Raw genomic sequence first — 25,097 nt, forward strand, 5'->3', positions numbered from 1 at the left:
CGACACCCACCTCCCCTAATGAAACGGCGGAAATGCCTTCTATGCAGCAACTTAGGCAGATATCCCCCCTTAGTCGGATTATCGCTCTGAACGAACTGTCAAACCGAGTTGAATGTCCTATGGCCAAATCTTAGCAACAAAAAAGCCAGTCACTAGGACTGGCTTTTGGCAACCCATCTTATTCTCAAGATAAGTTATTCGGCTGGCGTGTAAACCACTTCCGCCTGAGCCTTCAGCGCGGCGATAAGCGCGCGGTAGTCGTTCTCACTGTACTGAGAGTTCAAACGTTGCTTAAGGGCTGTTACCAGGCTCTCATCTACGCTCTCGGCTTGATTCACCTTATCGAGAATCACCACGGCATAGCCGTTAGCCAGGGCTGCGGTATCAACCACAAACTGCTCGGCTGGCTGGGCCATCTCGAACGCCTTGCTAACGATAGAGGTATCTATGCCTTGCTCGCCACGGCTTAGCTGAGTGCGAGTGATCATCTCGGCCGGGATCTCACCGCCCTTGATGGCTGCCATCATCTCTTGCGCCTTGTCGCGTGCCAGCTCGTTAGCCTTGTCTTGCTTGAGACGCTCGACAATGGTCGCCTTCACGTCGGCAAACTCCATGGTGCCCGCCGCAGCGTGCTTGTTCACTCGCACCACGACCACATGGTTATCACCCAACTCGATCACATCACTGTTCATGCCATCGAGCAGAACCGTGTTAGAGAAGGCCGCCTTAAGCACATCGGCAGAGTTTAGTGGCTCTGGCGCATTGTCACGAGTAAATACAGGGCTGGTCTTAACCGCAACACCCACTTCTTTAGCCGCTTCGGCTAGGGTATCGGGTACTTCGTAGCTCACGTCAGACAGGCGCTGTTGCAAGGTATAAAACTCGTTAACTGCCTTGTCTTGTTGGATCTGGGCAACGATCTTGTCTTTTACCGCCTCGAATGGCGAGGTCGATGCCGCTTGTAGATCGAGCAGCTTGATGATGTGGTAACCGAAGCTGGTCTTCACTATGTCTGAGTACTGACCTTTTTCCAGTGCGAATAGCGCCTGGTCGAAAGGCGCTTCCATCACGCCCTGTTCGAACCAATCCAGCTTACCGCCCTGCTCACCGCTAAAGCTGTCATCTGAATCACTCTTAGCCAGTGCCTCAAAATCTTCACCCGCCTTAAGCTTAGTCATGATCGCTTCAGCCTTAGCCTTAGCTGCATCTTCATCATCACCCAGGCTCACCAAAATATGGGCGGCCAGACGCTTCTCAGGCTGCAGGTACTGCGCCTTGTTCTCGTCGTAATAGGTCTTAGCTTCTTCATCGCTTACCTGAATCGCCGAGGCCAATTGATTGGCACTTAGCTCGATATAATCCAGCGAAATGGTTTCAGGACGCACAAACAGCGACTGATTTTGCTGATAGTAGGTATTCGCTTCTTCGTCACTTACGCTTACAGTGGCCAGCATAGGCTCAGCATCGACCACATGGTAACGAATGTCACGGGTTTGCCCCTGGATCTTGGCCAGATACTCGGCTTCACCAGGCAACACAAATTCAGAACCGACAACGGTCACTACTAGCTGACGACGAGTCATGTCACCACGCATCATGTCGCGGAAGCTGTTGGCTTGATAGCCTAGCTGGCGGATTAGGGCTAGGTAACGGTCGTTGTCAAACTTACCGTCGGTTTGGAAGGCAGGCTCATTCATGATAGCCGTCTTGATCTGTTGATCAGACACTGTAAGCCCTAAGTCGGCAGCGGCTTGATCCACCAACTTGTCGGCGATCAGGCGCTCTAATACATTCTGCTTAACGCTAGCCAGGTAGCTTTCGTTGCTGGCCAAGGTGTCGTACATATCACCCAGTTGCTGCTCTAATCGAGCACGCTCGCTTTGATAGGCTTGCTCCAGTGCAGATTTACTGATCTCTTCACCATTAACCGTAGCCGCGCTCGGCTCCGAAGATGAACCCAAATAGCTACTCACGCCAGTAAATGCAAAGGACAAAATGACAAGAACGAGAATGCCTTTAGCAATCACGCCCTGTGAGCCTTCGCGAATCTTTTCTAACATCAGACTTCTCGCTCGTTGCAATAAAAATAAAAAGGCGCATCACCTATTGGAGGATGCGCCATTTTTGTAATTTGTAGACCTAGTTTACACAGTGCGTAATGTTAGGCCAACGGCTTGATAATGAGGGTTACATTATCAAAACCCCTACTCGTAAAAAGCACTGTCTAAACAGTGCTTATCAAACTACTCGTAAGGTTTACAAAGGCCACCTTAACTAAGTGTGTCTTAGTTTACAGCGTCTTTAAGTGCTTTACCGGCCTTGAATGCTGGAATGTTTGCTGCAGCAATCTTGATCTCTTTACCAGTCTGTGGGTTGCGACCAGTACGCTCTGCGCGTTGACGCACTTCAAAAGTACCAAAACCAACTAGAGAGATTTTATCGCCATCTTTTAAGCCATCAGTCACAGCAGAAATAAAAGAATCTAGAGCACGACCAGCGGCCGCTTTAGAGATATCAGCACCAGAAGCGATTTTCTCGATTAGTTCAGATTTGTTCATGTCATCCCCTTGAATTTAATTTTTGCGCCGCAACCAAATCCTTCTCTAGAGCGGTCTGCGGAGGCTTTTTATAACAAGCTTGAAACTAAAGTTCAAGCCAAATAGGAAAACCTAAGAAATAAAATTGGAATAAGCCTAAAAACCAGCAGCGCCAAGGGCTGCAGCTAAAATGCTATCCACAGACCTAGGCTACCACAGGTTTAGATTTTAAAAAGCCCCTTTTTGCATTTTTTTTAATGCAAATAGGCATTTTCTTGCGTTAGACCAAATTTTTAACAACTTCAAAGCCTTCGATTGGTCGTTCTAGCGCCAGCTTAAGCACCTCATCCACCCAACGTACGGGTCTGATCTCAAGGTCGGCCACCACATTGGCCGGAATTTCCTCAAGGTCACGCTCGTTCTCCTTAGGGATCAGCACCAGCTTAGTACCGCCGCGATGGGCCGCCAGCAGCTTCTCTTTCAGGCCGCCGATTGGCAAGACCTCACCGCGCAGGGTGATCTCACCCGTCATGGCCACATCGGCACGCACCGGGTTGCCTGTCAGGCTAGAAACCAAAGCGGTACACATGGCCGCACCGGCAGAAGGACCGTCTTTCGGCGTCGCCCCTTCAGGCACGTGCACGTGAATGTCGCGCTTCTCATAGAAGTCTGGGTTGATGCCCAGCTGCTCGGCGCGGGCACGTACCACAGTCATGGCCGCCTGAATCGACTCCTGCATCACGTCACCCAGAGAGCCAGTATAGGTCAGCTTGCCCTTACCCGGCACAGAGGTGGCCTCGATGGTCAGCAGATCGCCACCCACTTCGGTCCAGGCAAGGCCTGTCACCTGTCCAATCTGGTTGTTCGACTCGGCCTTGCCGTAGTCGAAGCGCTGCACGCCGAGGAAAGACTTGAGGTTGTCTTGGTTGACATCCACATGCTTCACCGACTTATCCAGCAGGATCTGTTTAACGACCTTACGGCAGATCTTAGACAGCTCGCGCTCAAGTGCACGCACACCGGCTTCGCGGGTGTAGTAGCGGATGATGCCGATAATGGCGCTCTCATCGACGTTGACTTCGCTGGCCTTGAGGCCGTTACGCTCGATCTGTTTAGGCAACAGATGCTGCTTAGCGATGTTGAGCTTCTCATCTTCGGTGTAACCCGACAGACGAATCACTTCCATACGGTCGAGTAGCGGGCCAGGTATGTTCATCGAGTTAGAGGTCGCCACGAACATCACATCGCTCAGATCGTAATCGACTTCAAGGTAGTGATCGCTAAAAGTCGCATTCTGCTCAGGGTCTAACACCTCAAGCAATGCCGACGCCGGGTCACCACGCATGTCGCTGCTCATCTTATCGATCTCATCAAGCAGGAAGAGCGGGTTCTTCACGCCAACCTTAGACATCTTCTGGATCACCTTACCTGGCATTGAGCCGATATAGGTACGGCGATGACCGCGGATCTCCGCCTCATCTCGCACGCCGCCTAGCGCTACGCGCACATACTTACGACCGGTCGCCTTGGCGATAGATTGCCCCAGAGAGGTCTTACCCACACCCGGTGGGCCCACGAGACACAGGATAGGTCCCTTAAGCTGTTTAACACGGCTCTGCACCGCCAGATACTCGAGGATGCGTTCTTTAACCTTTTCCAGACCATAGTGATCAGTGTCCAGCACATCCTGGGCCTTGGCGAGATCGCGCTTGATCTTAGAGCGCTGCTTCCAGGGCACAGAGATCATCCAGTCCACATAGCTACGCACCACAGTAGCTTCGGCCGACATAGGTGACATCATCTTCAGCTTGTTGAGCTCGGCGGTGGCCTTCTCTTTGGCCTCGCTCGGCATGCCGGCTTCTTCAATCTTACGGGTCAGGGTCTCGAACTCGTCGTGAGACTCGTCGATATCCCCAAGCTCCTTCTGAATTGCCTTCATCTGCTCATTGAGATAATACTCGCGCTGGCTCTTCTCCATCTGTTTCTTGACGCGGGAGCGAATGCGCTTCTCCACCTGCAACAGATCGATCTCCGACTCCATCATGGCCATCAGATATTCGAGGCGCTCGGAGACGTTAACCATCTCCAGCACCGCCTGCTTATCTTCAAGCTTAAGTGGCATATGGGCCGCCATGGTATCGGCAAGGCGCGCGGCTTCATCGATCCCCGACAGTGAGGTTAAGACCTCTGGCGGGATCTTCTTGTTTAGCTTGATATAACCTTCGAACTGACCGATGGCCGATCGCACCAATACCTCCTCTTCCTTATCGGCAAGTTCTTCCGACTCGAGGTATTGGGCGGTCGCCACAAAAAATTCGGTTTCTTGAGTGTACTTGTCGATACGGGCACGCTGGCCACCTTCGACCAGCACCTTCACTGTGCCGTCAGGCAGTTTGAGCAATTGCAAGATAGAGGCGACGGTTCCGACCTCGAAGATATCATCGCTGGTCGGCTCATCTAATTCAGCATCGCGCTGGGCCACTAATATAATCTGCTTATCTTGCTCCATCGCCGCTTCCAGGCAGCGAATAGATTTTTCCCGACCGACAAACAGGGGAATAACCATATGGGGGTAAACCACCACGTCTCTCAATGGCAGTACCGGGAGTTCGATTCGCGCTTCACGCTCTAAGGTCATAGCTCGATTCCGTTTGGTAACAATATTAATGAGTATATTGGGGTGTTTCAGTGGGTTTCAATGGCAAATATAAAAAAAGGAGCCCAGTGGACTCCTTTATGTTTATTTCGCTTCACGTTAGCCGAATTATTGTTCAGCCACCGCGGCTTGCGTCTCATTGGCTTCGTAGATGAGGATAGGAGCGGACTCGCCCTTAACCACTGACTCATCGATAACCACCTTGGCCACGTTCTCGGTTGATGGCAGGTCATACATGATGTCCAGCAGTATGCCTTCGACGATTGAACGCAGACCGCGAGCACCTGTCTTACGATCCATCGCTTTCAGCGCAATCGCCTTGAGCGCATCTTCTCTGAACTCGAGCTCAACCCCTTCCATCTCGAACAGGGCGGCAAACTGCTTAGTCAGCGCATTCTTTGGCTCAGACAGGATCTGAATCAGCGCAGCTTCATCCAGCTCGGCCAGGGTAGCCAGCACAGGCAGACGACCGATGAATTCAGGGATCAAACCATATTTCACCAGATCTTCAGGCTCAACCTGCAGCAACACGTCTGAGATAGTCGCCTTATCGGCCTCGCCCTTCACCTCGGCACCGAAACCTATGCCGGTACCGACATGGGAACGCTGCTCGATCACCTTCTCCAGGCCCGCAAAGGCGCCGCCACAGATGAAGAGGATCTTAGAGGTATCGACCTGCAAGAACTCCTGCTGAGGATGCTTACGTCCGCCTTGGGGCGGTACGGCAGCCACTGTGCCTTCGATTAGCTTCAGCAGGGCCTGCTGCACACCTTCACCGGACACGTCGCGGGTGATCGATGGGTTATCTGACTTGCGGCTAATCTTATCGATCTCATCGATATAGACGATACCACGCTGGGCCTTCTCGACATCGTAGTCACACTTCTGCAGCAGCTTCTGAATGATGTTCTCGACATCCTCACCCACATAACCGGCTTCGGTCAGGGTGGTGGCATCGGCCATGGTAAAAGGCACATTCAAGAACCGAGCTAAGGTCTCGGCAAGCAGCGTCTTACCACTACCGGTTGGGCCGATCAGCAAGATGTTACTCTTGCCCAGCTCGACACCATCTTTAGGGGTGGCATTCTTTAAACGTTTATAGTGGTTATATACAGCAACAGATAAGACTTTCTTAGCCTTCTCTTGACCTATGACATAGTCGTCAAGATGCGCTCTGAGCTCATGTGGCGTAGGTAATCTATCTTGATCTTGCTTTGGCGATATCTCACGAATCTCTTCACGGATAATATCGTTGCAAAGCTCTACACACTCGTCACATACATACACAGAAGGGCCGGCGATGAGCTTACGAACCTCATGCTGACTCTTTCCACAAAAAGAGCAGTACAGCAGTTTCCCGCTATCACCGTTACTTTTGTTGTCGCCCATTAGTTTACCTCTTTTGCAGTTTCACTCACTGCACAATTCTTCTCTTACGCCTTTTACTGATCATAGCTCAGCAAGCGACAAATATCAGCCTCGTTTATCGAGCACAGAGTCAACCAATCCGTACTCTGCGGCCTCGGTTGCACTCATGAAATTGTCACGATCCGTATCGCGCTCGATCACTTCCAGCGGCTGGCCTGTATGGTCGGCAAGCATCTGGTTCAGCTTGTTCTTAATGCCCAAGATCTCTTGTGCATGAATCGCGATATCAGACGCTTGGCCCTGGAAGCCACCCAATGGCTGATGGATCATTACACGTGAGTTTGGCAGACAGTGACGCTTACCCTTGGCACCACCGGCAAGCAGGAAGGCGCCCATACTGGCGGCCTGACCGATGCAGACTGTGCTGACATTTGGCTTAATAAACTGCATGGTATCATAAATCGCCATCCCCGCAGTGACCGAGCCACCAGGAGAGTTAATATAAAGATAGATATCTTTATCTGGGCTCTCAGACTCGAGGAACAGTAGCTGAGCCACAATCAGGTTAGCCATATGCTCTTCAACCTGACCAACGAGAAAGATCACCCTCTCTTTGAGCAGACGAGAATAAATATCATATGAACGTTCCCCTTTGGCAGTTTGTTCAACGACCATAGGCACAAGTGCATTCAGTACTGATTCTGGCGCATTTTGCATTATTAACTTCCCTAAATAAAAACGGCCCGCATGAGGAGCCTCATACGAGCCATTATAAATGGCTAACAGCCATTTAAGTCAAGCATAGGTTACGCGCGACCGGTAGCCTTGTTCATAAATTCTTCGAATTGAACTGCTTTCTCGGTAACCTTAGCAGTTTTCAGCAGTGCTTCAACAGCTTGCTCTTCTAGCGCAACGTTACGCATGTTCTGCATCATCTCTTGGTTGTTATTGTAATATTCAATAACTTCCTGTGGATCTTCGTAGGCAGAAGCCATAGAAGCGATCAGCGCTTGAACACGCTCGTCGTCAGCTTTCAGCTCGTTAGTCTTGATCACTTCGCCAAGTAGCAGACCCACTTTTACGCGGCGCTCGGCTTGCTCGGTGAACAGGTCAGCAGGTAGCTCAGGCATGTTAGCGGCTTGGTTGCCGAAACGCTGCATAGCTTGCTGACGCAGAACATTAACTTCGCCATCGATTAGTGCCTTAGGCAGTTCGATTTCGTTTTGCTCAAGCAGACCGTTTAGCACCTGATCTTTAACGTTAGCTTTAAGCGCTTGCTCAAGCTCACGGCTCATGTTCTTACGGATCTCTACTTTCAGCGCTTCCAGGCCGCCGTCGGCAACGCCGAACAGCTTAGCGAACTCATCGTTAACTTCTGGCAGGTTAGCCGCTTGTACTTCTTTCAGGGTGATAGCGAACTTAGCTACTTTACCCTTCAGGTTTTCTGCGTGGTAGTCTTCTGGGAAAGTCACGTCGATATCGAATGCTTCACCGGCTTTGTGACCTTCAACACCAGACTCGAAACCTGGGATCATACGGCCGCTGCCAAGTTGAAGTTCGAAATCTTCGGCCTTGCCGCCTTCGAACTCTTCACCGTCGATAGAACCAACGAAGTCGATCTTCGCCTTGTCGCCTTCGGCAGCTTCACGCTCAACCGCTTCGAACGTAGCGTGTTGCTTGCGCAGCGTTTCGATCATTGCATCAACGTCAGCATCGGTAACTTCGGCAGTTGGTTGCTCAACTTCAATCGCATCTAGGCCTTTTAGTTCTACTTCTGGGTAGATTTCGAAGGTAGCAACAAACTGGAAGTTTTCAGCATCGGTTTCACCAGGAACGAAAGTTGGTGCACCGGCTGGGTTCAATTTTTCTGCGATGATGGCTTCGATAAAGTTACGTTGCATTACTTCGCCAGTGATCTCTTGACGAATCGCTTTACCATAACGCTTGTTGATCACGCTTACAGGTACCTTGCCTGGACGGAAACCAGGAATACGTGCACGCTTAGCTTCATTTTTCAAACTATCAGAAACGGCTTTTTCAATCTGCTCAGCAGGAACAGAGATAGTTAGGCGGCGCTCTAAACCTTGTGTTGTTTCTACAGAAACTTGCATTGTTTTACCTCGAAATATGTCAAACGTCTTTTGTAATAGCCGAATCATCAACTATTAAGGTATTCGTTTCTTGATCTAAAAAAACGACTAAAATGCCTTGGTAACTGGGTTTGGCAGTCGTCGCACATAGTTGAAATTTATCAAGACGCGACATTATAGCCACGGTTTTCGGCATAGTCGAGCCTCAAAGCTCTAATTACGGACGTAAAAAAAGCGACCAGAGGTCGCTTTTTTTATTTTCTTCGAAAGAAGTGGGGTGACTGATGGGACTTGAACCCACGACAACCGGAATCACAATCCGGGGCTCTACCAACTGAGCTACAATCACCACTGATTTGGTACGCCCGGCAGGATTCGAACCTGCGGCCATCCGCTTAGAAGGCGGATGCTCTATCCAACTGAGCTACGGGCGCGTCGTTATGAACTTGGTTCATATCCTAACAGGGCAAATAACGTCTCCACGTTATTTAAAAATTTGGTCGGTGATAGAGGATTCGAACCTCTGACCCTCTGGTCCCAAACCAGATGCGCTACCGGACTGCGCTAATCACCGATAATCTTGCTTTCTGACGATACTCTGGGTGTCGTCGAGAACGGAGCGCATATTATCCCCTCATATGGTTAGCGTCAACGATTTTTTTGCAATGCCGATGCGCCTGACTATTTAAGCAGCTATCCGCAACTTTATTAAGCAATTCGCGCAAATATCCAAGCAATTAATCAATTTGATCCCCCTAAATAGGCTTATTTAGAGTAGCTAGACATATCGTGGCCCTCGCCGACATTATTCATATATTAGAACTGACTGTTATCGAGCTAAGTCAATGACAGTTTCCGCCCCCCCTGTTAAAATGTCGCCGATTTTTTATTATCGCGCCATATTAAGGAAATCCACCCCCCATGACAGCACAAATAATCGATGGCAAAGCGATTGCTCAATCCATTCGAAAGCAACTGAGTGCCAAAGTAACCGCCCGCAAAGAGGCTGGAAAACGTGTACCGGGATTAGCCGTTATCTTAGTGGGAGCCGATCCCGCCTCTCAGGTCTATGTCGGCAGTAAGCGCCGCGCCTGTGAAGAGGTTGGCTTCCTATCACAATCTTTTGACCTGCCGACCGAAACCTCGGAAGCCGATCTACTGGCCCTGATCGACAAGTGCAACGAAGATCCGAGCATAGACGGTATCTTGGTCCAGCTGCCACTGCCTGATCATATTGAAGAGTCGAAGGTGATCGAACGTATTCGTCCGGACAAAGATGTCGACGGTTTCCATCCTTATAATGTGGGTCGTCTGGCTCAGCGCATTCCTGTACTGCGCTCTTGCACGCCTATGGGGATCATGACACTTATCAAGTCCACCGGCGTAGATACCTATGGTCTGGACGCAGTGGTCGTTGGCGCCTCTAATATCGTCGGCCGCCCGATGACGCTAGAACTGTTATTAGCCGGCTGCACTACCACCACCTGTCACCGCTTCACCCGTGACCTTGAAGACAAGGTGCGCCGCGCCGACCTGCTGATCGTCGCCGTGGGTAAGCCGAACTTTATTCCTGGCGAGTGGATTAAACCGGGCGCCATCGTTATCGACGTGGGGATCAACCGTTTAGAGAGCGGTCAGCTCGTGGGTGATGTGCAATATGATGTGGCCGCCGAGCACGCCAGCCATATCACGCCAGTACCCGGCGGTGTCGGTCCTATGACCATCGCCAGCCTGCTGGAAAACACCCTGTACGCCGCGGAAAACTATCACGACTAGCTATCTCGACTAGTTATCACGACTAACGTCGACTATTAAATGTCGACAAGTATTAGCCGTCTGACTTGATTCGCTAAGCGACAGATACAAAAAAGCCTGCATATTGCAGGCTTTTTTACGCGTGTTACTTTATTAAGTGACGGAAAACGTCATAACGGCTTACTTCTTACGCCAGGTCGTTCCTTCCGGGCCATCTTCCAGGATCACCCCAAGGGCATTAAGACCATCACGCGCCACATCGGCCGCGGCCCAATCCTTCTCGGTGCGTGCACGGTTACGCTCTGCGATCAAGGCTTCGATCTGCGCCACCTCATCGTCGCTGCCCTCACCCTTAAAGAAGCCATCGACATCCTGCTCTAGGATCCCCAACACGTCACCCAACTGCTTCATGCTAACGCCCAGGGCAGAAGCCGCCGCCAGGTCATCAACTTTTAGACGGTTGATCTCACGAGCCATGTCAAACAGCACTGAGTAGGCCTCAGGCGTATTGAAGTCATCGTCCATAGCCTCTTTAAACTTAGCCACATACTCGCTTGCTGGCGCAGCCTCGACGCTCAGATCCAGTCCCTTCAGCGCTGTGTAGAGACGCTCGAGCGCCGCCTTAGCCTGCTTTAGGTTATCTTCCGAGTAGTTCAGCTGGCTGCGGTAGTGACCAGACAGCAGGAAGTAACGCACGGTCGAGGCATCATAATGCGCGAGCACGTCACGAATGGTGAAGAAGTTATTGAGCGACTTAGACATCTTCTCCTTGTCCACCATCACCATACCGGTATGCATCCAGTAGTTCACATAGGGGGTGTCGTGGGCGCAGCAAGACTGAGCGATCTCGTTCTCATGGTGAGGGAACTGCAGATCTGAACCGCCGCCGTGAATATCGAAATGCTCTCCCAGATGCTTGCTGTTCATCGCCGAACATTCGATATGCCAGCCTGGACGACCAGGGCCCCATGGCGAATCCCAAGTTGGCTCGCCCGGCTTAGACATCTTCCACAGCACGAAATCCATAGGATCGCGCTTGTTCTCGTCCACTTCTACGCGGGCACCGGCCTGAAGTTGATCCAGGTTCTGACCAGACAGACGACCATATTCAGGGAAGGACGCGACGCTGAAGAGCACATCGCCATTGTCGGCGATATAGGCATGGTCACGCTCCAGTAGGCGCTCGACCATCTCGATGATCTCAGGCATGTGCTGAGTCGCGCGAGGCTCAAAATCGGGACGTTTCATGTTCAGCGCGTCGAAGTCGTGATACATCTCTTGAGTCAGACGCTCGGTGAGGGCATCGCAGCTCTCGCCATTCTCGGTGGCGCGCTTGATGATCTTATCGTCGACATCTGTGATGTTACGGTGGAAATTCACATCGTAGCCGATATATCTCAGGTATCTGACGATCATGTCAAAAGCAACAAACGTACGTCCGTGACCAATATGACACAAATCATAAATGGTAACCCCGCAGACATACATGCCGACTTTACCTGGCTGTATTGGCTTAAATTCCTCTTTTTGGCGGGTAAGACTGTTGTATAGCTTCAACATTGATATTCTCTACAGATAATTGACAACAAATAGGCCGCTCAGTCTACCACCTGCAAACGGCCGCTTCCAGCGTGATTGCGTGAATCTAAAGCGTTTTTTGTGCCCCCGCACATTCTCTTAGTCGAATAGGGCAAAATGCGAGAGTTTATCACGCGGCTAAGCACGTTCCGGGGGAGAAAAGTCACGCCATCCCTTTATGCGCCTTGGTTAATAGGCTAGAATCTGGCGCTATCTGAATAAGTAACCATGATGAGATACAGTCATATGATCACAATGCAAACCAACCACGGTGTTATTAAACTCGAACTCGATGCCGAAAAAGCCCCTGCAACCGTCGCTAACTTCATCAAGTATGCGAAAGACGGCTTTTATGATGGCACTATCTTTCACCGCGTTATCGATGGTTTCATGATCCAGGGCGGCGGATTCACCAAAGATATGTCGCAAAAGCGTTGCAACGAAGCGATCGAAAACGAAGCCAATAATGGTCTGTCTAACCTGGTCGGCACCATAGCTATGGCCCGCACCTCAGATCCACACTCGGCCACCGCGCAGTTCTTCATCAACATCAACGACAACACCTTCCTCGACTTCAAATCTGAGTCGGTACAAGGCTGGGGTTATTGTGTATTCGGTAAAGTCACCGAAGGCATGGATGTGGTTAACCAGATCAAGGCCGTTGCCACCGGCAACCGCGGCATGCATCAAGACGTACCGCTAGAAGCTGTGGTCATCGAAAGCGTAACCGTCGAAGCATAATCACAGGGCCGACACTCGTTGAACTACACCCTGTTTGTGGGCGATCTGCACCTCAGCGCCGATCGCCCCGATATCCTAAACGCCTTCCATCAATTTCTTGACCAAGATGCCAGCCATTGCGACGCCCTCTATATCCTGGGTGATCTGTTTGAAGTCTGGGTGGGCGATGATATCGCCGAGCCTTTTGCTCTGGAGCTTGCCGAGCGCTTAAAGCGATTCTCGACCCATACGCCCATCTATTTTATCCATGGCAACCGCGACTTCCTGCTGGGTAAAGAGTACGCCAAGCGCTCAGGCATGACGCTGCTACCCGAGATTTATAGCATCGACCTCTATGGTGAGCCCAGCGTGTTGCTCCATGGCGATAGCCTGTGCACCCTGGATAAGGCTTATCAGAGATTCCGCCGCTTTAGAAATATGGCCTGGGCCAAGTTTATCTACAATCACCTGCCTAAGTCGAAACGCATCGCCATCGCCGACAAGCTGCGTAGCAAGAGTAAGCAGAGCAATCAGATTAAAAGCTATAGCATCATGGATGTGGAGCAGAGCGCGGTCGAGCAGCTGATGGCTGAGACTGGAGCTAAGCGCATGATCCATGGTCATACCCACAGACCAGACATTCATCGGCTCGCCAACGACACTCAGCGTATCGTGGTGGGCGACTGGTATGAGCAAGGCAGCGTACTGAAGATCAGCCCCAAGGAAGTGAACCTGCAGAGCCTGCCCTTTGGTGAAACAGAGGCATAGGCCAGCCGAAACAGCCTGATCCCCCGTTAGTGTACAGTGCGCACTAACTAAGGTCTGTCAGACTATCCCTTCATCAACAGGTCTCAGGCCTTCCCGAGTGAAACTTAAACTCACTGTCTGGCGCGCTGATAAGTTCCGCCTCCAGCTTGGCAAAGTAAGCCACACGTTCATCTATATTCTCAGGCGATATCGCCTGGGCCAGCACCAGATAATCTTGATAGTGACGCGCCTCTGAGCGCAGCAGCGACACGTAGAACTTACTCAGGCCCTCATCGAGATAAGGCGCCAGCTTGGCGAAACGCTCACAGGAACGCGCCTCGATAAAGGCACCGACGATCAGCTTATCTACCAGGGTAGCCGGCTCATGGGTGCGCACCGCGCGCATCATCCCCTTGGCATAGCGACCGGCGGTGAGATTCTGATAGGGTATGCCCCGTGCCTGCATGATCTCCAGCACCTGCTCGAAATGGTGAAATTCCTCTTTTATCAGGCGCACCATCTTGGCGATAAGATCCTGGCCGTAATCGACTCCATCCTTCGCGGACAATTCCCCCACCAGCTCATTCTTTTTCACATCCCGCGCCAGAAAGGCATCGATATCCCGCGACTTGTTATAGACGAACTCCTCATAGGGCTTGGCCCACTGGAGTAGCTGATCGCCACTCGCCTTATCCACCGCATACTTACGGATCAAAAACATCGCCGTCTGCGCCGCCTTCAGCTCACAGTTACAGTGATCGATAAGCAGCGCAGCAAGCTGCTCCGGCTGGCTGGCGAGCGCTATCCACTCATCAGGGGTTTCACATTGTAGGAACTGCTTTATCGGGGCTAATAGGGCTTGCATCACACACTCGAGGGTTAAACGGACAGACGCCGACTATTCTACCCTTAAAAGATGGCCTTAGGCAGGTCCATCTGCCTAACAGATGAAAGTTAGCTTGACTAGTCTAAGTTTATGTTCAATAAATAAACTATGTCAGTCCTCACAGGGCTGTTTGGGAGCCTGAGGTCTATTGGGTAGCAGACCAACAGGCAATGCGGGTTCGTCTGAAGTTTGGCGAGCACAATATGAAAGCTGAACAAGGATAATTATAATGATATTGAATCACTTAATGGGGTTATACACTCATCCGAAAGAAGAGTGGCACACAATTGAGAAAAACCACGAAGCGCTGAGAAGCAGTCTTAGCCATGTCATGCTAATCGCCCTCATACCGGCCGTCTGTACCTATCTTGCCTCCACCATGTTCGGCTGGAACCTAGGGGTATCCGATCCCCTCTTCCTTACCAAGCAAAGCGCCATGATGATGTCCATCAGCATGTATTTCGGCCTGATTGCCGGCGTCTTCGCCCTGGCCTATCTGGCCTATTGGATGGCAAAGACCTTCGATGCTCAACCTAGCTACACACAGGCGATCGAGCTGGCAGCCTATACCGCAACGCCACTCTTTATGGTCGGCCTGGCGGCGCTGTATCCTGCGCTCTGGTTCATGATGGTCGTTGGACTGGTGGGACTCACCTACTCTGTGTACCTGCTCTACACTGGGGTACCTATCATCATGAATATCCCGGAAGAGAAAGGCTTCATCTATGCCAGTTCGGTAGTCACCGCAGGCCTGGTGCTATTAGTCGCGCTGATGGCTTCAAGCGTCATCCTTTGGAGCTTCGGCCTAGGCCCCATGTACCAATAGACGATTAGGCTAACGCAAGATACAAAAAAGGCTTTAGGGTTCACCTAAAGCCTTTTTAATATCAAGTTTAATACCAAGCAGTATTAGTTAGAAGAGTCTCGCAGGGCAACCGTCAGGTTAAACACCAGATGCTCAGGCGATGAATCTTTGCTATCGGCGCAGAAGTAACCTTCGCGCTCGAACTGATAGGCCTTCTCGGCCTCCGCATTAACCAGGCCAGGCTCGACCAAGCCATGCTTAACCACCAATGACTTAGGGTTTAACACCTCATCGACCGTCTCGGCGGCCGCCGGGTTTGGCTGATTGAAGAGTCTGTCATATAGACGGAACTCGGCAGGCACGGCGCTTGTGGCCTCAACCCAATGGATCACCCCTTTCACCTTACGACCATCGGCTGGGTTCTTACCCAGGGTCTGATCGTCATAGGTACAATAGATGGTGGTCACATTGCCCGCCTCATCTTTATCGCAGCGCTCGGCCTTGATCACATAGGCGTTACGCAGACGCACCTCTTTGCCCTGAATGAGACGCTTGTACTTCTTGTTGGCCTCTTCACGGAAATCATCGGCATCAATATAGAGTTCGCGACCGAAGACCAGCTCGCGCTCGCCCATAGACTCGATAGTCGGGTGCGCCGGTGCAGATAGCTTCTCTACCTGGCCTTCCGGGTAGTTTTCGATGATCACCTTAACCGGGTTGATCACCGCCATGGCGCGAGGCGCGTGCTCGTTCAGCTCTTCACGGATACAGGCGTCAAGCATGCTGACTTCGACCATGTTCTCTTGCTTGGTCACACCGATACGACGGCAGAACTCGCGAATCGCCGCAGGCGTGTAGCCACGACGACGCAAGCCGGCGATGGTTGGCATACGTGGGTCGTCCCATCCTGATACCAGACCGCGCACCACAAGATCGTTAAGCTTACGCTTAGACATCAGGGTGTATTCCAGATTCAGGCGAGAGAACTCATATTGACGGGTACGGTTTGGCGCCTGGAAATCGTCCAGGTTATCCAGCACCCAGTCATACAGACGGCGGTTATCCTGGAACTCCAGAGTACAGAGCGAATGAGTGATATCTTCCAGCGCATCGGAAATACAGTGGGTGAAATCATACATAGGGTAGATGCACCACTTGTCGCCAGTCTGATGGTGATGGGCGAAACGGATACGATAGATCACAGGGTCGCGCATACACATGAAAGGTGACGCCATATCGATCTTGGCCCTGAGTGCACATTCGCCCTCTTTGAATTCGCCCTTGCGCATCTTCTCGAACAGCTCAAGGTTTTCTTCGACAAAGGTATCGCGATATGGACTGTTCTTACCCGGCTCTTTCAGGGTGCCACGGTATTCACGGGTCTGCTCACCATTGAGGAAACAGACATAAGCCAGTCCCTTGTTGATAAGTTCTACCGCGTATTGGTGCAGCTGATCGAAATAGTTCGACGAATAACGGATCTCACCATCCCATTGGAAACCTAACCAATGTACGTCGGCCTGAATAGAGTTAACGTAATCGATATCCTCTTTCTCAGGGTTGGTATCATCAAAACGTAAGTTACATAGCCCCTTGTAGTCCTGCGCCAAACCGAAGTTCAAACAGATCGATTTTGCGTGACCGATATGAAGATAGCCGTTTGGCTCGGGCGGAAAACGAGTGTGCACACGGGTGTGCTTACCGCTCTCTAAATCTTCATCTATGATGTTACGAATGAAGTTACTTGGACGTACTTCGGTGTCCACATGACTCATGGAAATCCTCTTTGCGAACTCTATTTCATCGGGCGCACAGGTGCCGCTCGAGACTAATGGGAGAAAACCTGCATATTCCTACAGATTTCGCTTCGTTACAACGGCCAAATCGCAAAAACTGCCATGATTTAGCGCAAAAACAGAAAAGCAGCGACTTATCGCTGCTTTTCTCGGTTTAACAAGCTGTTTTACATCAGGCTTAAATCTACTCGGTCACCACATTGATCACCGGAATAATAGTCTGAGCACGCTGTCCCTTGCGCTTTAGCCAGAGGTAGAAGACCACCAGCGCGACCAGGAAGAAAGCTATCCACAGACCAGACTGCAACGGGTGCGCCGCAAAGGTCATCGCCTGATAGAAGACGGTCGCAGTACCATAGGCCAGGCCCAGGGTCCAGGTTGCCGCAAAGGTTGCCCAGCGAGGGCCAAACTCACCCACTAGAGCGCCCATGGCCGCCACACACGGCGTATAGAGCAGGATAAACAGCAGGTAGGCAAAGGCCGCCGTCACACCGCTGAAACCACTCTGTAGCGCGCTGAAGGTCGAGGTATCTACATCCAGCTCACTCGATGCCGTCTCAATGGTCTGAATGTCGCCAACCGAGATAGATAGCGGATCTTCAGGCGCGATGCCAAACAGGTTCTCAGGGATGGTCGCCAAAGCTTCGCTAAAGCTCTCAGACAGTGGCGCCAAGGCTTCATCTTCACCACTCGCGGTCGAGTAGAGGCTGTTCAGGGTGCCGACTACGGCTTCTTTGGCGAAGATACCTGTGATGATACCCACAGTTGCCGGCCAGTTATCCTGCTCTATGCCCATTGGCGAGAAGAGCGGGGTAACCTTCTGGCTCGCCACACTCAGCACAGACTCAGAACTGTCCTCGTGGCCGAAGCTGCCATCGACACCTATGGCGTTGATGAAGTTAAGCAGGGTTACCACGATAACGATTGTCTTACCTGCGCCCAGAATAAAGCTCTTGGTACGCTTGCCGGTTCTGGCCATCACCGCCTTAAGCTTCGGCTTCTCGTAGTTAGGCAGTTCCATCACCACGGCGCTGCTGCTGCCGGGAAGCAAGGTTGAACGTAGCAACAGGCCCGTCCCTACCGCGGCTAACACGCCTATGATATAGAGCAGGAATACCAGATTCTGACCCGACTCGGGGAAGAAGGCCGCCGCAAACAGGGCATAAACCGGCAGACGAGCACCACAAGACATGAAGGGTGCCATCATACCTGTCACGATACGCTCACGCTCGCTGCCTAAGGTACGGGTCGCCATGATGGCAGGTACCGAGCAGCCAAAACCGACGATCATAGGTACAAACGCCTTACCCGGCAGACCGATACGACGCATCAGGCCATCGACCACGAAGGCGGCGCGCGCCATGTAACCCGAGCCTTCCAGCACAGACAGTGCCAGGAATAGCGCGGCGATCACAGGAATAAAGGTGGCTACGGTTTGGATACCCTGGCCCATACCGCCGGCAACTATGGTCACCAACCAGGCTGGGGCACCGATATTGGTCATCAGTGCGCCGAGATGATCGACAAACAGGGCGCCGGCCGTGATGTCGAAGAAGTCGATAAAGGCGCTACCGACATTGATACTGAACATAAACATCAGGTACATCACAAACAGGAATACCGGGACACCTGCGATGGGATGTAACACCAGCTTATCGAGACGGTCGCTCAGGGTAAGCTGATCACTATCTTTCACCGATTTGTTAAACACCTGCTGCACGAAATCGAAACGTGTGGTGGCCACCATGATCTCGATATCCTTGCCCTGGGCCGCTAAACGCTCGGAGCATTGGGACACCTCAGACAGCATCTGACCATTCTTACACTGGCCACAGCCAAGACCGTTACCCATCATCGCCAGGGCGCGGCCACGACTCAGCTGGCTATCACGCTCAAACAGCGCCTTGATACCCGCCTCAATCTCAACATCGTAGTCCAGCACCAGAGGCGCCTCGGACACCTTACCATCCAACAGGTCGACCACTTGGGCTTGTACCTGCTTGATATCATTCATATCGCGAGAGCAGACGGCAATTACGGGGCAGCCTAGCTGCTGACTCATCTTGTCGACATCGACCTCGATCCCATGGGCCTTGGCCGCATCAATCTTGTTGATCACTACCACCATAGGAATGCCAAGCTCGCGTAGCTGCACCGTCAGATACAGGTGACGCTCGATGTTAGTGGCATCGACCAGGTTGATGATGCCATCCATCTGCGCCTCGGCCAGGTATTGCTGAGCAATCTGCTCATCGAGTGAGCAATCGCAGCTGCTACCGGCGGGCAGCAGATCGTAAATACCAGGCAGATCCGTCAGCAGCACCTGGGTATCGTTCAGGGTAAAGGCCCCCGTCTTCTTCTCTACCGTTACCCCAGACCAGTTACCCACCTGCTGGTTGGCACCGGTTAGCGCATTAAAGAGTGTTGACTTGCCCGCGTTAGGGTTACCAACGGTCACACAATGAAATTGTTTAGCCATGAGCCAGCTCCACCTCAATTACTTCAGCCAGGTCCTTACGCATGCATAACTTACTGCCACGAATGGCCAACTCTAATCCCGAGCCCAGTGGGGCGCGTCGTAATAGGGTCAGAGAGGTGTTGGGGGTGATCCCCATGGATAAAAGCTTGCGTTTCACCACCGCGGGCAGGCTAATCTGGCCAACCTCGGAGATCACTGCACTATCGCCAGGCTTTAATTCGCTTAATTTCATATTGCAACTCTACCTTTTCAGGTCTCGATAAATCTGAACTACCCCAGATTCTAACGGAGCAAGGCTTCCAATAACTTTATCTAGATCAATATTTATGATTGGAAACGATAATAATTTTCAATTGTATTTTATATTATGTGACAGATATCTCAATCAGTAAACGAGATTATCAAATGAGAACCATTTTCATTGGCGAGCAATTCTACGTCCCAACTTACGAGCGCAACGTGATCTAGATCACATATAGTGCTAATTCGCTCAAATACTTCATTTTTACCCATTATTTATCGCCACAAAATTTACACATTCGTCACAAATCTTGCCTATTATTTAGCTTTGGTAAATTAGTAATTCATAAAGATAACAACTAAACGCCACACTGTGCTTGGATGGATGATGATGAAAAAGGAATCGACTTGGCTGCGTGCCCTTAGGCTAACGGCCCTACTCGCGCTATACCCTCTCTTTAGTTTGCTCGCTCAGGCAACCCCCTGGGATGAGATGCCCGCCGACGAGGTGGAGAAGATCCTCGATAGCAAATTCGCCGAAGGTCAATACTCCCCCAAAGGCGCCGATAGCTGCCTCATGTGCCATCGCAAGAACCAAACCGTCATGGCGCTATTTGACGGCGTGCATGGCAATCCCCAGGTAAAAGGCTCCCCCATGGCCGACCTGCAGTGCGAAGCCTGCCACGGCCCCATGGGCAAACATAATCGTGGCGGCAAGGAGCCTATGATCACCTTCGGCTCCAACTCACCCGTGCCAGCAGAGAAACAAAACAGCGTCTGCATGAGCTGCCATAACGACGACCAGCGCATGGGCTGGAGCGGCAATCATCACGACAATGCCGATGTCGCCTGTAGCGATTGTCACCAGGTACACACGGGTCACGACCCCATTAGCGATAAGAGCCAGGAGGTCGCCGTCTGCACCACATGTCATACCCAACAAAAGGCCGACCTGCACAAGCGCAGCAGCCACCCCCTCAAGTGGCAACAGATGGTCTGTAGCGACTGTCACAATTCCCACGGCGGTCTGGGCGAGGCCAGCCTAAAACAGATGAGCATCAACGACAACTGCTACGCCTGCCACGCCGAGAAACGTGGGCCTAAGCTGTGGGAACATGCGCCGGTCACCGATAACTGCGCCAACTGTCATAATCCCCACGGCACGGTCAACGAGGCCATGTTGATCGCCAAGCCCCCTCAGCTTTGCCAGCAGTGCCACGCCAGCGACGGTCACGCCGCCAATCCGGTATTTGCCAACAGCCCTAATGCCTTCAACGGCGGCCAAAGCTGCCTCAACTGCCACAACCAGGTGCATGGCTCTAACCATCCATCGGGCAAACTACTGCAACGTTAATGAGGGAGCATAGCGATGAACAGACTTAAAGGGACTCACACACGCGCTTGGTCACTCAGCCTGCTGACCCTCTCAATTCTCAGCAGCCTGGCATCGGCTCAGGGGTACGATCTCGCCTCCGCCAATCGCAGCTCGGTGAAGATGGATGCCTGGAAATGCCAGCGCTGTGAAGTCAAAGATGCGACTACAGGTGAGATAGGCGTCGGCGTCGCCTATAACGACGGCGGCGATAGCCGTTTCGGCAACACCACGGGCACAGACACAGATGGCGCCGTGGCGAGCCTGGAGGCAGACCTGACCCACAAGAAGGCCTCTGGCTACCAGACCCAATTTAAGGCAGACCGCCTAGGCTACGACGCCGGCTCGGCCAGCCTAACCACGGGGCGCAAGGGCCAGTACGAGATAGCCGCCAGTTATCGAGGCTTTGCCCGCTTCGACAACAACGCGGCGCTAACCCCCTATCGACTAACGGCCGCTAGTTGGCAGCTACCCAGCCAATGGCAGAGCGCCGCCACAACCGATCAGATGAGCAGCCTAAACGATAGCCTGATGGCGAGTGAGCTTAAGATCACCCGTGACCGCTACCGTCTCGACGCCGCCTATACCGGCAGCTTCTACGAGGCTAGCCTCGGCTACCAACATGAGCAGCGTCAGGGCAATCGCCGTGCCAGCGCCAATCTGCTCACCAACAGCACCATGCTGGCCGAGCGCGTCGACGACAAGAGCGATCGCATCGAAGGCAAACTCTACTTTCGCGGCGATCAGTGGCTGACCGGCATAGATGCCGAGCTCAGTCATTACAAGAACGATATCAATGCCCTGCACTGGCAATCGGCGTTCAGCCCCACCTTCGGCGCCGCCTATTATGGCCAGAGCGCTGTAGCGCCCGATAACAAGGCCTATCGCGTGGCGGCACACAGCCAATTCTCCGCCTCGGGGCAGCAGGTGCTGATGCATCTGGGTTTTAGCCGCATGACCCAAGATCAGGCCTATCTGCCGGCCACCATCAACGGCCCTTCCCCCATGCTGCCTGCGACCAATCTCGACGGCCAGGTAGATCTGCTGGAGATGAAGCTTAAGTATCTCGGGCGTCTCACCCCAGAGCTCAGCCTTAGGGCCGGCTACGATTATCGCGATCGCGACAACAAGTCTGAGATAATGAGTTACCCGCAGATCATTACCGACAGCTACTACAGCGGCGATAAGCTTAATCAAGCCTATGACCGAACCCGTCAACAGGCGAATCTGGGGGCCAAGTACCGCTTTACCCGCAGCCTCTATCTGGATCTGCAATACCAGTATGAGCACAACAACTACAACGCCCTCGACCGCGACAGCCTGCAGACATCAGATGTTACGGCCAAGCTCCACTATCGACTCTCCTCCCAATGGCAGGCCTGGCTTAAGGCCGAGTTTGAGGATCGCGGCGGCAGCAAATATCTGGGCTCGAGCGTCAGCAATCGCCCCAACAACCCGCTGTTAAGACGCAGCTATCTCGCCGACCGTGAGCGCCAGCGTTATGGCCTCTACACCAGCTATAACGGCGAGGCACTCAGCGCCACGCTCAACCTGCACCTGATGCAGGATGACTACACTGACACCCAGATAGGCCTGACCCAGGTCGATAGCCAGGGTTATGATCTCTCCGCCAACTATGCCCTGAATGAGCAGATTAACCTCAGCGCCTTCGTCAATCAGGACTGGCGCGACAGCGATCAGGCGGGCAGTAACAACTTCGGTAGTGCCAACTGGTTTGCCACCACCAAGGATAAGGCGACCCTTATCGGTGCCGGGTTCGATTACGACGCCCTGATGGAGAACCGTCTGCGACTAGGCCTCAACTACAGCTATAGCGACGGCCAGAGCGACACAGAGGTCAGCCAGGGTCTGCACAGCCCATACGGCAGCTATTACGCCACCCGGCACAATCTCAACGCCTTCGCCGACTTTAATCTCAGCGAGAGCCTGGGGCTGCGGCTGGATTGGATCTTCGAGCAATACCAAGACGCCGACTGGGCCAACGGCAAGCTGATGCCAGACAGCATCCCCAACGTGTTGACCTTCGGTGACCTCAGCCATGATTACAACGCCCACTACTTTGGAGTGACCCTGAGTTACCAGCTGTAACTCAGGCGCCCCCTATGCCAAGGAAGCGATGATGAAGATGAACAAAACTTTCCATTATGCCGCCCTGTTTGGGCTAGTTTCGCTACTCTCCGCCTGTGGCGGCGATGATGGTAAACCCGGAAATCCTGGCGAGCCCGGCGGACCACCAGCCATGGTGATCGACACCTTAGTGGTCAGCTTCGATCCCGTGCAGATGCAATCAGGCGTCGCCACGGTGAACTACCGTGTCACCAATCAGGATGATGAACCTGTAGTAGGGATCCCAAGCGCCACCTTTATTGCCGCTCAGCTGCTGCCCCAGGGCTATACCAATGCGGGCAACGCCTCCCAGTGGCAATACTTCACCTCGGAGAGCTGCAACGACAGCTGCCCTGGAGAGTATGTGGATCATAAGAATGGCCGTTACAGCTACACCTTTAGCGCAGGTTTCGATGGCTTAAACGATGTCGGCTATCAGGCCGGCGCCACCCAGCGCATAGTGGTTAAGCTAGGGGGCGACAGCCTGGCCGATGGCACCAGCCTGCCCATCACCAACCAGCACTTCGACTGGCAGGGTGACAAAGACGGCGCCAGCAGCGATCCGGTATACACACGTAACCTAATCAAGATAGAAACCTGCAACAGCTGTCACAGCGATCTGGCCTTTCATCGCGGTAACTACAACCAGATTGAGACCTGCGTGACCTGTCACAACGCCGATCGCGTCAGCAATCCAGATAACATCTTCCCGCAGATGATCCACGGCAAACACCTGACCGGCTTCCCCGGCTCGCTGGCAAACTGCCAGACCTGTCATGCCGAAGATGAGACCCTAAGCGAGCAGATGAACTGGGCACGGGTACCCACCATGGAGGCCTGTGGCGCCTGTCATACCTTTATCGACTTCAAGAAGGGTGAAGGCCATCCGGCGCAGCTCAACAACGCCAACTGCGTCGCCTGTCACAACCCGGATTGGACCGCCAGCGTCCACAACGACGGCGGCAACGCCCAGGCATTGGCACAATTTAAGCCTGTGATCACCAAAGCGATGCGCAGCGGCGATACCGTCTCCTTTACCCTAACGCTGGAAAACCCCGCGACGGGTCAGCCCTACACAGCCAGCGCCGACCAACTGGATTTCGTCTCCGACCTTCGCGTCTACGCCAACTGGGGCACCAGCTTCGACTATGCCACCCGCTCGGCGCGCTCCATACGTGTGCATGAGACCGCGCCTATCTCCGGCAGCAACGGCAGCTTCGACTATCAGATAGCCGGACTAACGGTCCCCGCTGGTAGCGAGATGGATAAAGGCACGCTAGCGATTCAGGGCAGAGTCTGCGCCGCCAACGGCGTACTGGGCGCCTGTGGTGATGAGGCCAACAGCGAAGTGGTGATCAAATCCAGCCATCGCTTCTTCGCCGCGGAAGCCTTGAGCGATAGCGGCCGCCGCGTGGTGGTCAGCAACGACACCTGCGGTAGCTGCCACGGGGATCAACAGCTGAACTTCCACGGTTCGCGAAACGATCTCGAGGGGCAGTGTCAGCTTTGTCACAACCCCAACATGCAGGCCGAGGCCGCGGACAATCCGTCCCTCACCACGGCAGACTTCAAGCATCTTATCCACGGCATTCATAGCGGCCAGCGCGCCGGTTTCGAAGGGATCAACTACCCAGGCAACATAGGTAACTGCGCCCAGTGTCACGCCGACAGAGATGACGTGCTCTCGGTCGCCCTGCCGCTGGATCCCGGTGTGAAACCGCTGGCCATTGACGATGGCAGCTACACCAGCCCAACGGCCGCCATCTGTAGCGACTGCCACAGCAGCGAGACCAACAAGAACCATATGATCCAGCAAGGCGCAGTGTTCAGCGGCACTCTGTCCGATGCCACCGCAGGCACCGAGAGCTGCAGCACCTGTCACCGACAAGGCGCCGATGCCGATGTGCTGAGGGTGCATCCCATCAAATAAACCGGACAAGG

The 25,097-nt window shown here is 52.8% G+C and carries 18 protein-coding genes and 3 tRNA genes; 7 read left to right on the forward strand and 14 right to left on the reverse strand.

Going from position 1 to position 25,097, the window contains the following annotated elements; genetic code table 11:
• Nucleotides 1-194: 194 nt before the first annotated feature.
• The 9 genes from SHEW_RS12950 to SHEW_RS12990 all read right to left on the reverse strand — a co-directional run bounded on the left by SHEW_RS12950 (nucleotide 195) and on the right by SHEW_RS12990 (nucleotide 9,225).
• Complete coding sequence (locus tag SHEW_RS12950; protein WP_011866301.1) at nucleotides 195-2,060, reverse strand: SurA N-terminal domain-containing protein; 1,866 nt, start codon at nucleotides 2,058-2,060, stop codon at nucleotides 195-197.
• 225 nt (nucleotides 2,061-2,285) lie between these two features.
• Nucleotides 2,286-2,558, reverse strand: a complete 273-nt coding sequence (gene hbs, locus SHEW_RS12955) for a non-specific DNA-binding protein Hbs (RefSeq protein WP_011866302.1) — start codon at nucleotides 2,556-2,558, stop codon at nucleotides 2,286-2,288.
• 259 nt (nucleotides 2,559-2,817) lie between these two features.
• Nucleotides 2,818-5,175 carry an endopeptidase La gene (lon, locus tag SHEW_RS12960; protein WP_011866303.1) on the reverse strand — a complete coding sequence of 786 codons (2,358 nt, stop codon included), beginning with the start codon at nucleotides 5,173-5,175 and terminating at the stop codon, nucleotides 2,818-2,820.
• A gap of 126 nt (nucleotides 5,176-5,301) precedes the next feature.
• Nucleotides 5,302-6,582, reverse strand: coding sequence for an ATP-dependent protease ATP-binding subunit ClpX (clpX, locus tag SHEW_RS12965; RefSeq protein WP_011866304.1), 1,281 nt, complete (start codon nucleotides 6,580-6,582; stop codon nucleotides 5,302-5,304).
• A gap of 84 nt (nucleotides 6,583-6,666) precedes the next feature.
• On the reverse strand, nucleotides 6,667-7,278 hold the full coding sequence (clpP, locus tag SHEW_RS12970) for an ATP-dependent Clp endopeptidase proteolytic subunit ClpP (RefSeq protein WP_011866305.1): 612 nt from the start codon (nucleotides 7,276-7,278) through the stop codon (nucleotides 6,667-6,669).
• An 89-nt stretch (nucleotides 7,279-7,367) separates the two neighbouring features.
• Complete coding sequence (tig, locus tag SHEW_RS12975; protein ID WP_011866306.1) at nucleotides 7,368-8,672, reverse strand: trigger factor; 1,305 nt, start codon at nucleotides 8,670-8,672, stop codon at nucleotides 7,368-7,370.
• A gap of 252 nt (nucleotides 8,673-8,924) precedes the next feature.
• Nucleotides 8,925-9,000: transfer RNA gene (locus SHEW_RS12980), tRNA-His, on the reverse strand.
• An 8-nt stretch (nucleotides 9,001-9,008) separates the two neighbouring features.
• A tRNA-Arg gene (locus tag SHEW_RS12985) sits at nucleotides 9,009-9,085 on the reverse strand.
• A gap of 63 nt (nucleotides 9,086-9,148) precedes the next feature.
• Nucleotides 9,149-9,225: transfer RNA gene (locus SHEW_RS12990), tRNA-Pro, on the reverse strand.
• 347 nt (nucleotides 9,226-9,572) lie between these two features.
• Here SHEW_RS12990 and folD point away from each other — a divergent pair.
• The gene (gene folD, locus SHEW_RS12995; protein ID WP_011866307.1) at nucleotides 9,573-10,427 is read left to right on the forward strand and encodes a bifunctional methylenetetrahydrofolate dehydrogenase/methenyltetrahydrofolate cyclohydrolase FolD; all 855 of its coding nucleotides are present in this window, start codon (nucleotides 9,573-9,575) and stop codon (nucleotides 10,425-10,427) included.
• A gap of 159 nt (nucleotides 10,428-10,586) precedes the next feature.
• Here folD and cysS read toward each other — a convergent pair whose 3' ends face one another.
• Entirely contained in the window at nucleotides 10,587-11,966 is a 1,380-nt protein-coding gene (gene cysS, locus SHEW_RS13000) for a cysteine--tRNA ligase (protein WP_011866308.1), read from the reverse strand.
• Between the two features lie 264 nt (nucleotides 11,967-12,230).
• Here cysS and SHEW_RS13005 point away from each other — a divergent pair, with 264 nt between their 5' ends.
• The gene (locus SHEW_RS13005; protein WP_041407286.1) at nucleotides 12,231-12,725 is read left to right on the forward strand and encodes a peptidylprolyl isomerase; all 495 of its coding nucleotides are present in this window, start codon (nucleotides 12,231-12,233) and stop codon (nucleotides 12,723-12,725) included.
• 18 nt (nucleotides 12,726-12,743) lie between these two features.
• Entirely contained in the window at nucleotides 12,744-13,472 is a 729-nt protein-coding gene (locus SHEW_RS13010; RefSeq protein ID WP_011866310.1) for a UDP-2,3-diacylglucosamine diphosphatase, read from the forward strand.
• 73 nt (nucleotides 13,473-13,545) lie between these two features.
• On the opposite strand, the gene miaE is transcribed toward SHEW_RS13010, so the two are convergent.
• Nucleotides 13,546-14,316 carry a tRNA isopentenyl-2-thiomethyl-A-37 hydroxylase MiaE gene (miaE, locus tag SHEW_RS13015; RefSeq protein WP_011866311.1) on the reverse strand — a complete coding sequence of 257 codons (771 nt, stop codon included), beginning with the start codon at nucleotides 14,314-14,316 and terminating at the stop codon, nucleotides 13,546-13,548.
• Nucleotides 14,317-14,566: 250 nt separating this feature from the next.
• On the opposite strand from miaE, the gene SHEW_RS13020 reads away from it, so the two are divergent.
• Nucleotides 14,567-15,163 carry a Yip1 family protein gene (locus tag SHEW_RS13020; RefSeq protein ID WP_011866312.1) on the forward strand — a complete coding sequence of 199 codons (597 nt, stop codon included), beginning with the start codon at nucleotides 14,567-14,569 and terminating at the stop codon, nucleotides 15,161-15,163.
• Nucleotides 15,164-15,246: 83 nt separating this feature from the next.
• Here SHEW_RS13020 and glnS read toward each other — a convergent pair whose 3' ends face one another.
• The 3 genes from glnS to SHEW_RS13035 form a co-directional block, all read right to left on the reverse strand.
• A complete protein-coding gene (gene glnS, locus SHEW_RS13025; RefSeq protein WP_011866313.1) occupies nucleotides 15,247-16,917 on the reverse strand; it encodes a glutamine--tRNA ligase in 1,671 nt (556 codons plus the stop codon).
• Nucleotides 16,918-17,122: 205 nt separating this feature from the next.
• On the reverse strand, nucleotides 17,123-19,417 hold the full coding sequence (gene feoB / locus SHEW_RS13030) for a Fe(2+) transporter permease subunit FeoB (RefSeq protein WP_011866314.1): 2,295 nt from the start codon (nucleotides 19,415-19,417) through the stop codon (nucleotides 17,123-17,125).
• Complete coding sequence (locus SHEW_RS13035) at nucleotides 19,410-19,649, reverse strand: FeoA family protein (RefSeq protein WP_011866315.1); 240 nt, start codon at nucleotides 19,647-19,649, stop codon at nucleotides 19,410-19,412. The genes feoB and SHEW_RS13035 overlap by 8 nt, the downstream gene beginning before the upstream one ends.
• A gap of 393 nt (nucleotides 19,650-20,042) precedes the next feature.
• Here SHEW_RS13035 and SHEW_RS13040 point away from each other — a divergent pair, with 393 nt between their 5' ends.
• From SHEW_RS13040 to SHEW_RS13050, 3 genes are read left to right on the forward strand one after another with little or no spacing between them, the layout of a single operon-like run.
• The gene (locus tag SHEW_RS13040; RefSeq protein ID WP_011866316.1) at nucleotides 20,043-21,011 is read left to right on the forward strand and encodes a DmsE family decaheme c-type cytochrome; all 969 of its coding nucleotides are present in this window, start codon (nucleotides 20,043-20,045) and stop codon (nucleotides 21,009-21,011) included.
• A 15-nt stretch (nucleotides 21,012-21,026) separates the two neighbouring features.
• The gene (locus SHEW_RS13045; RefSeq protein WP_011866317.1) at nucleotides 21,027-23,138 is read left to right on the forward strand and encodes an MtrB/PioB family decaheme-associated outer membrane protein; all 2,112 of its coding nucleotides are present in this window, start codon (nucleotides 21,027-21,029) and stop codon (nucleotides 23,136-23,138) included.
• Between the two features lie 37 nt (nucleotides 23,139-23,175).
• Nucleotides 23,176-25,086 carry an OmcA/MtrC family decaheme c-type cytochrome gene (locus tag SHEW_RS13050; protein ID WP_041407290.1) on the forward strand — a complete coding sequence of 637 codons (1,911 nt, stop codon included), beginning with the start codon at nucleotides 23,176-23,178 and terminating at the stop codon, nucleotides 25,084-25,086.
• The last annotated feature ends 11 nt before the right edge of the window (nucleotides 25,087-25,097 follow it).

This window comes from Shewanella loihica PV-4 (assembly GCF_000016065.1).
GTDB lineage: Bacteria > Pseudomonadota > Gammaproteobacteria > Enterobacterales > Shewanellaceae > Shewanella > Shewanella loihica.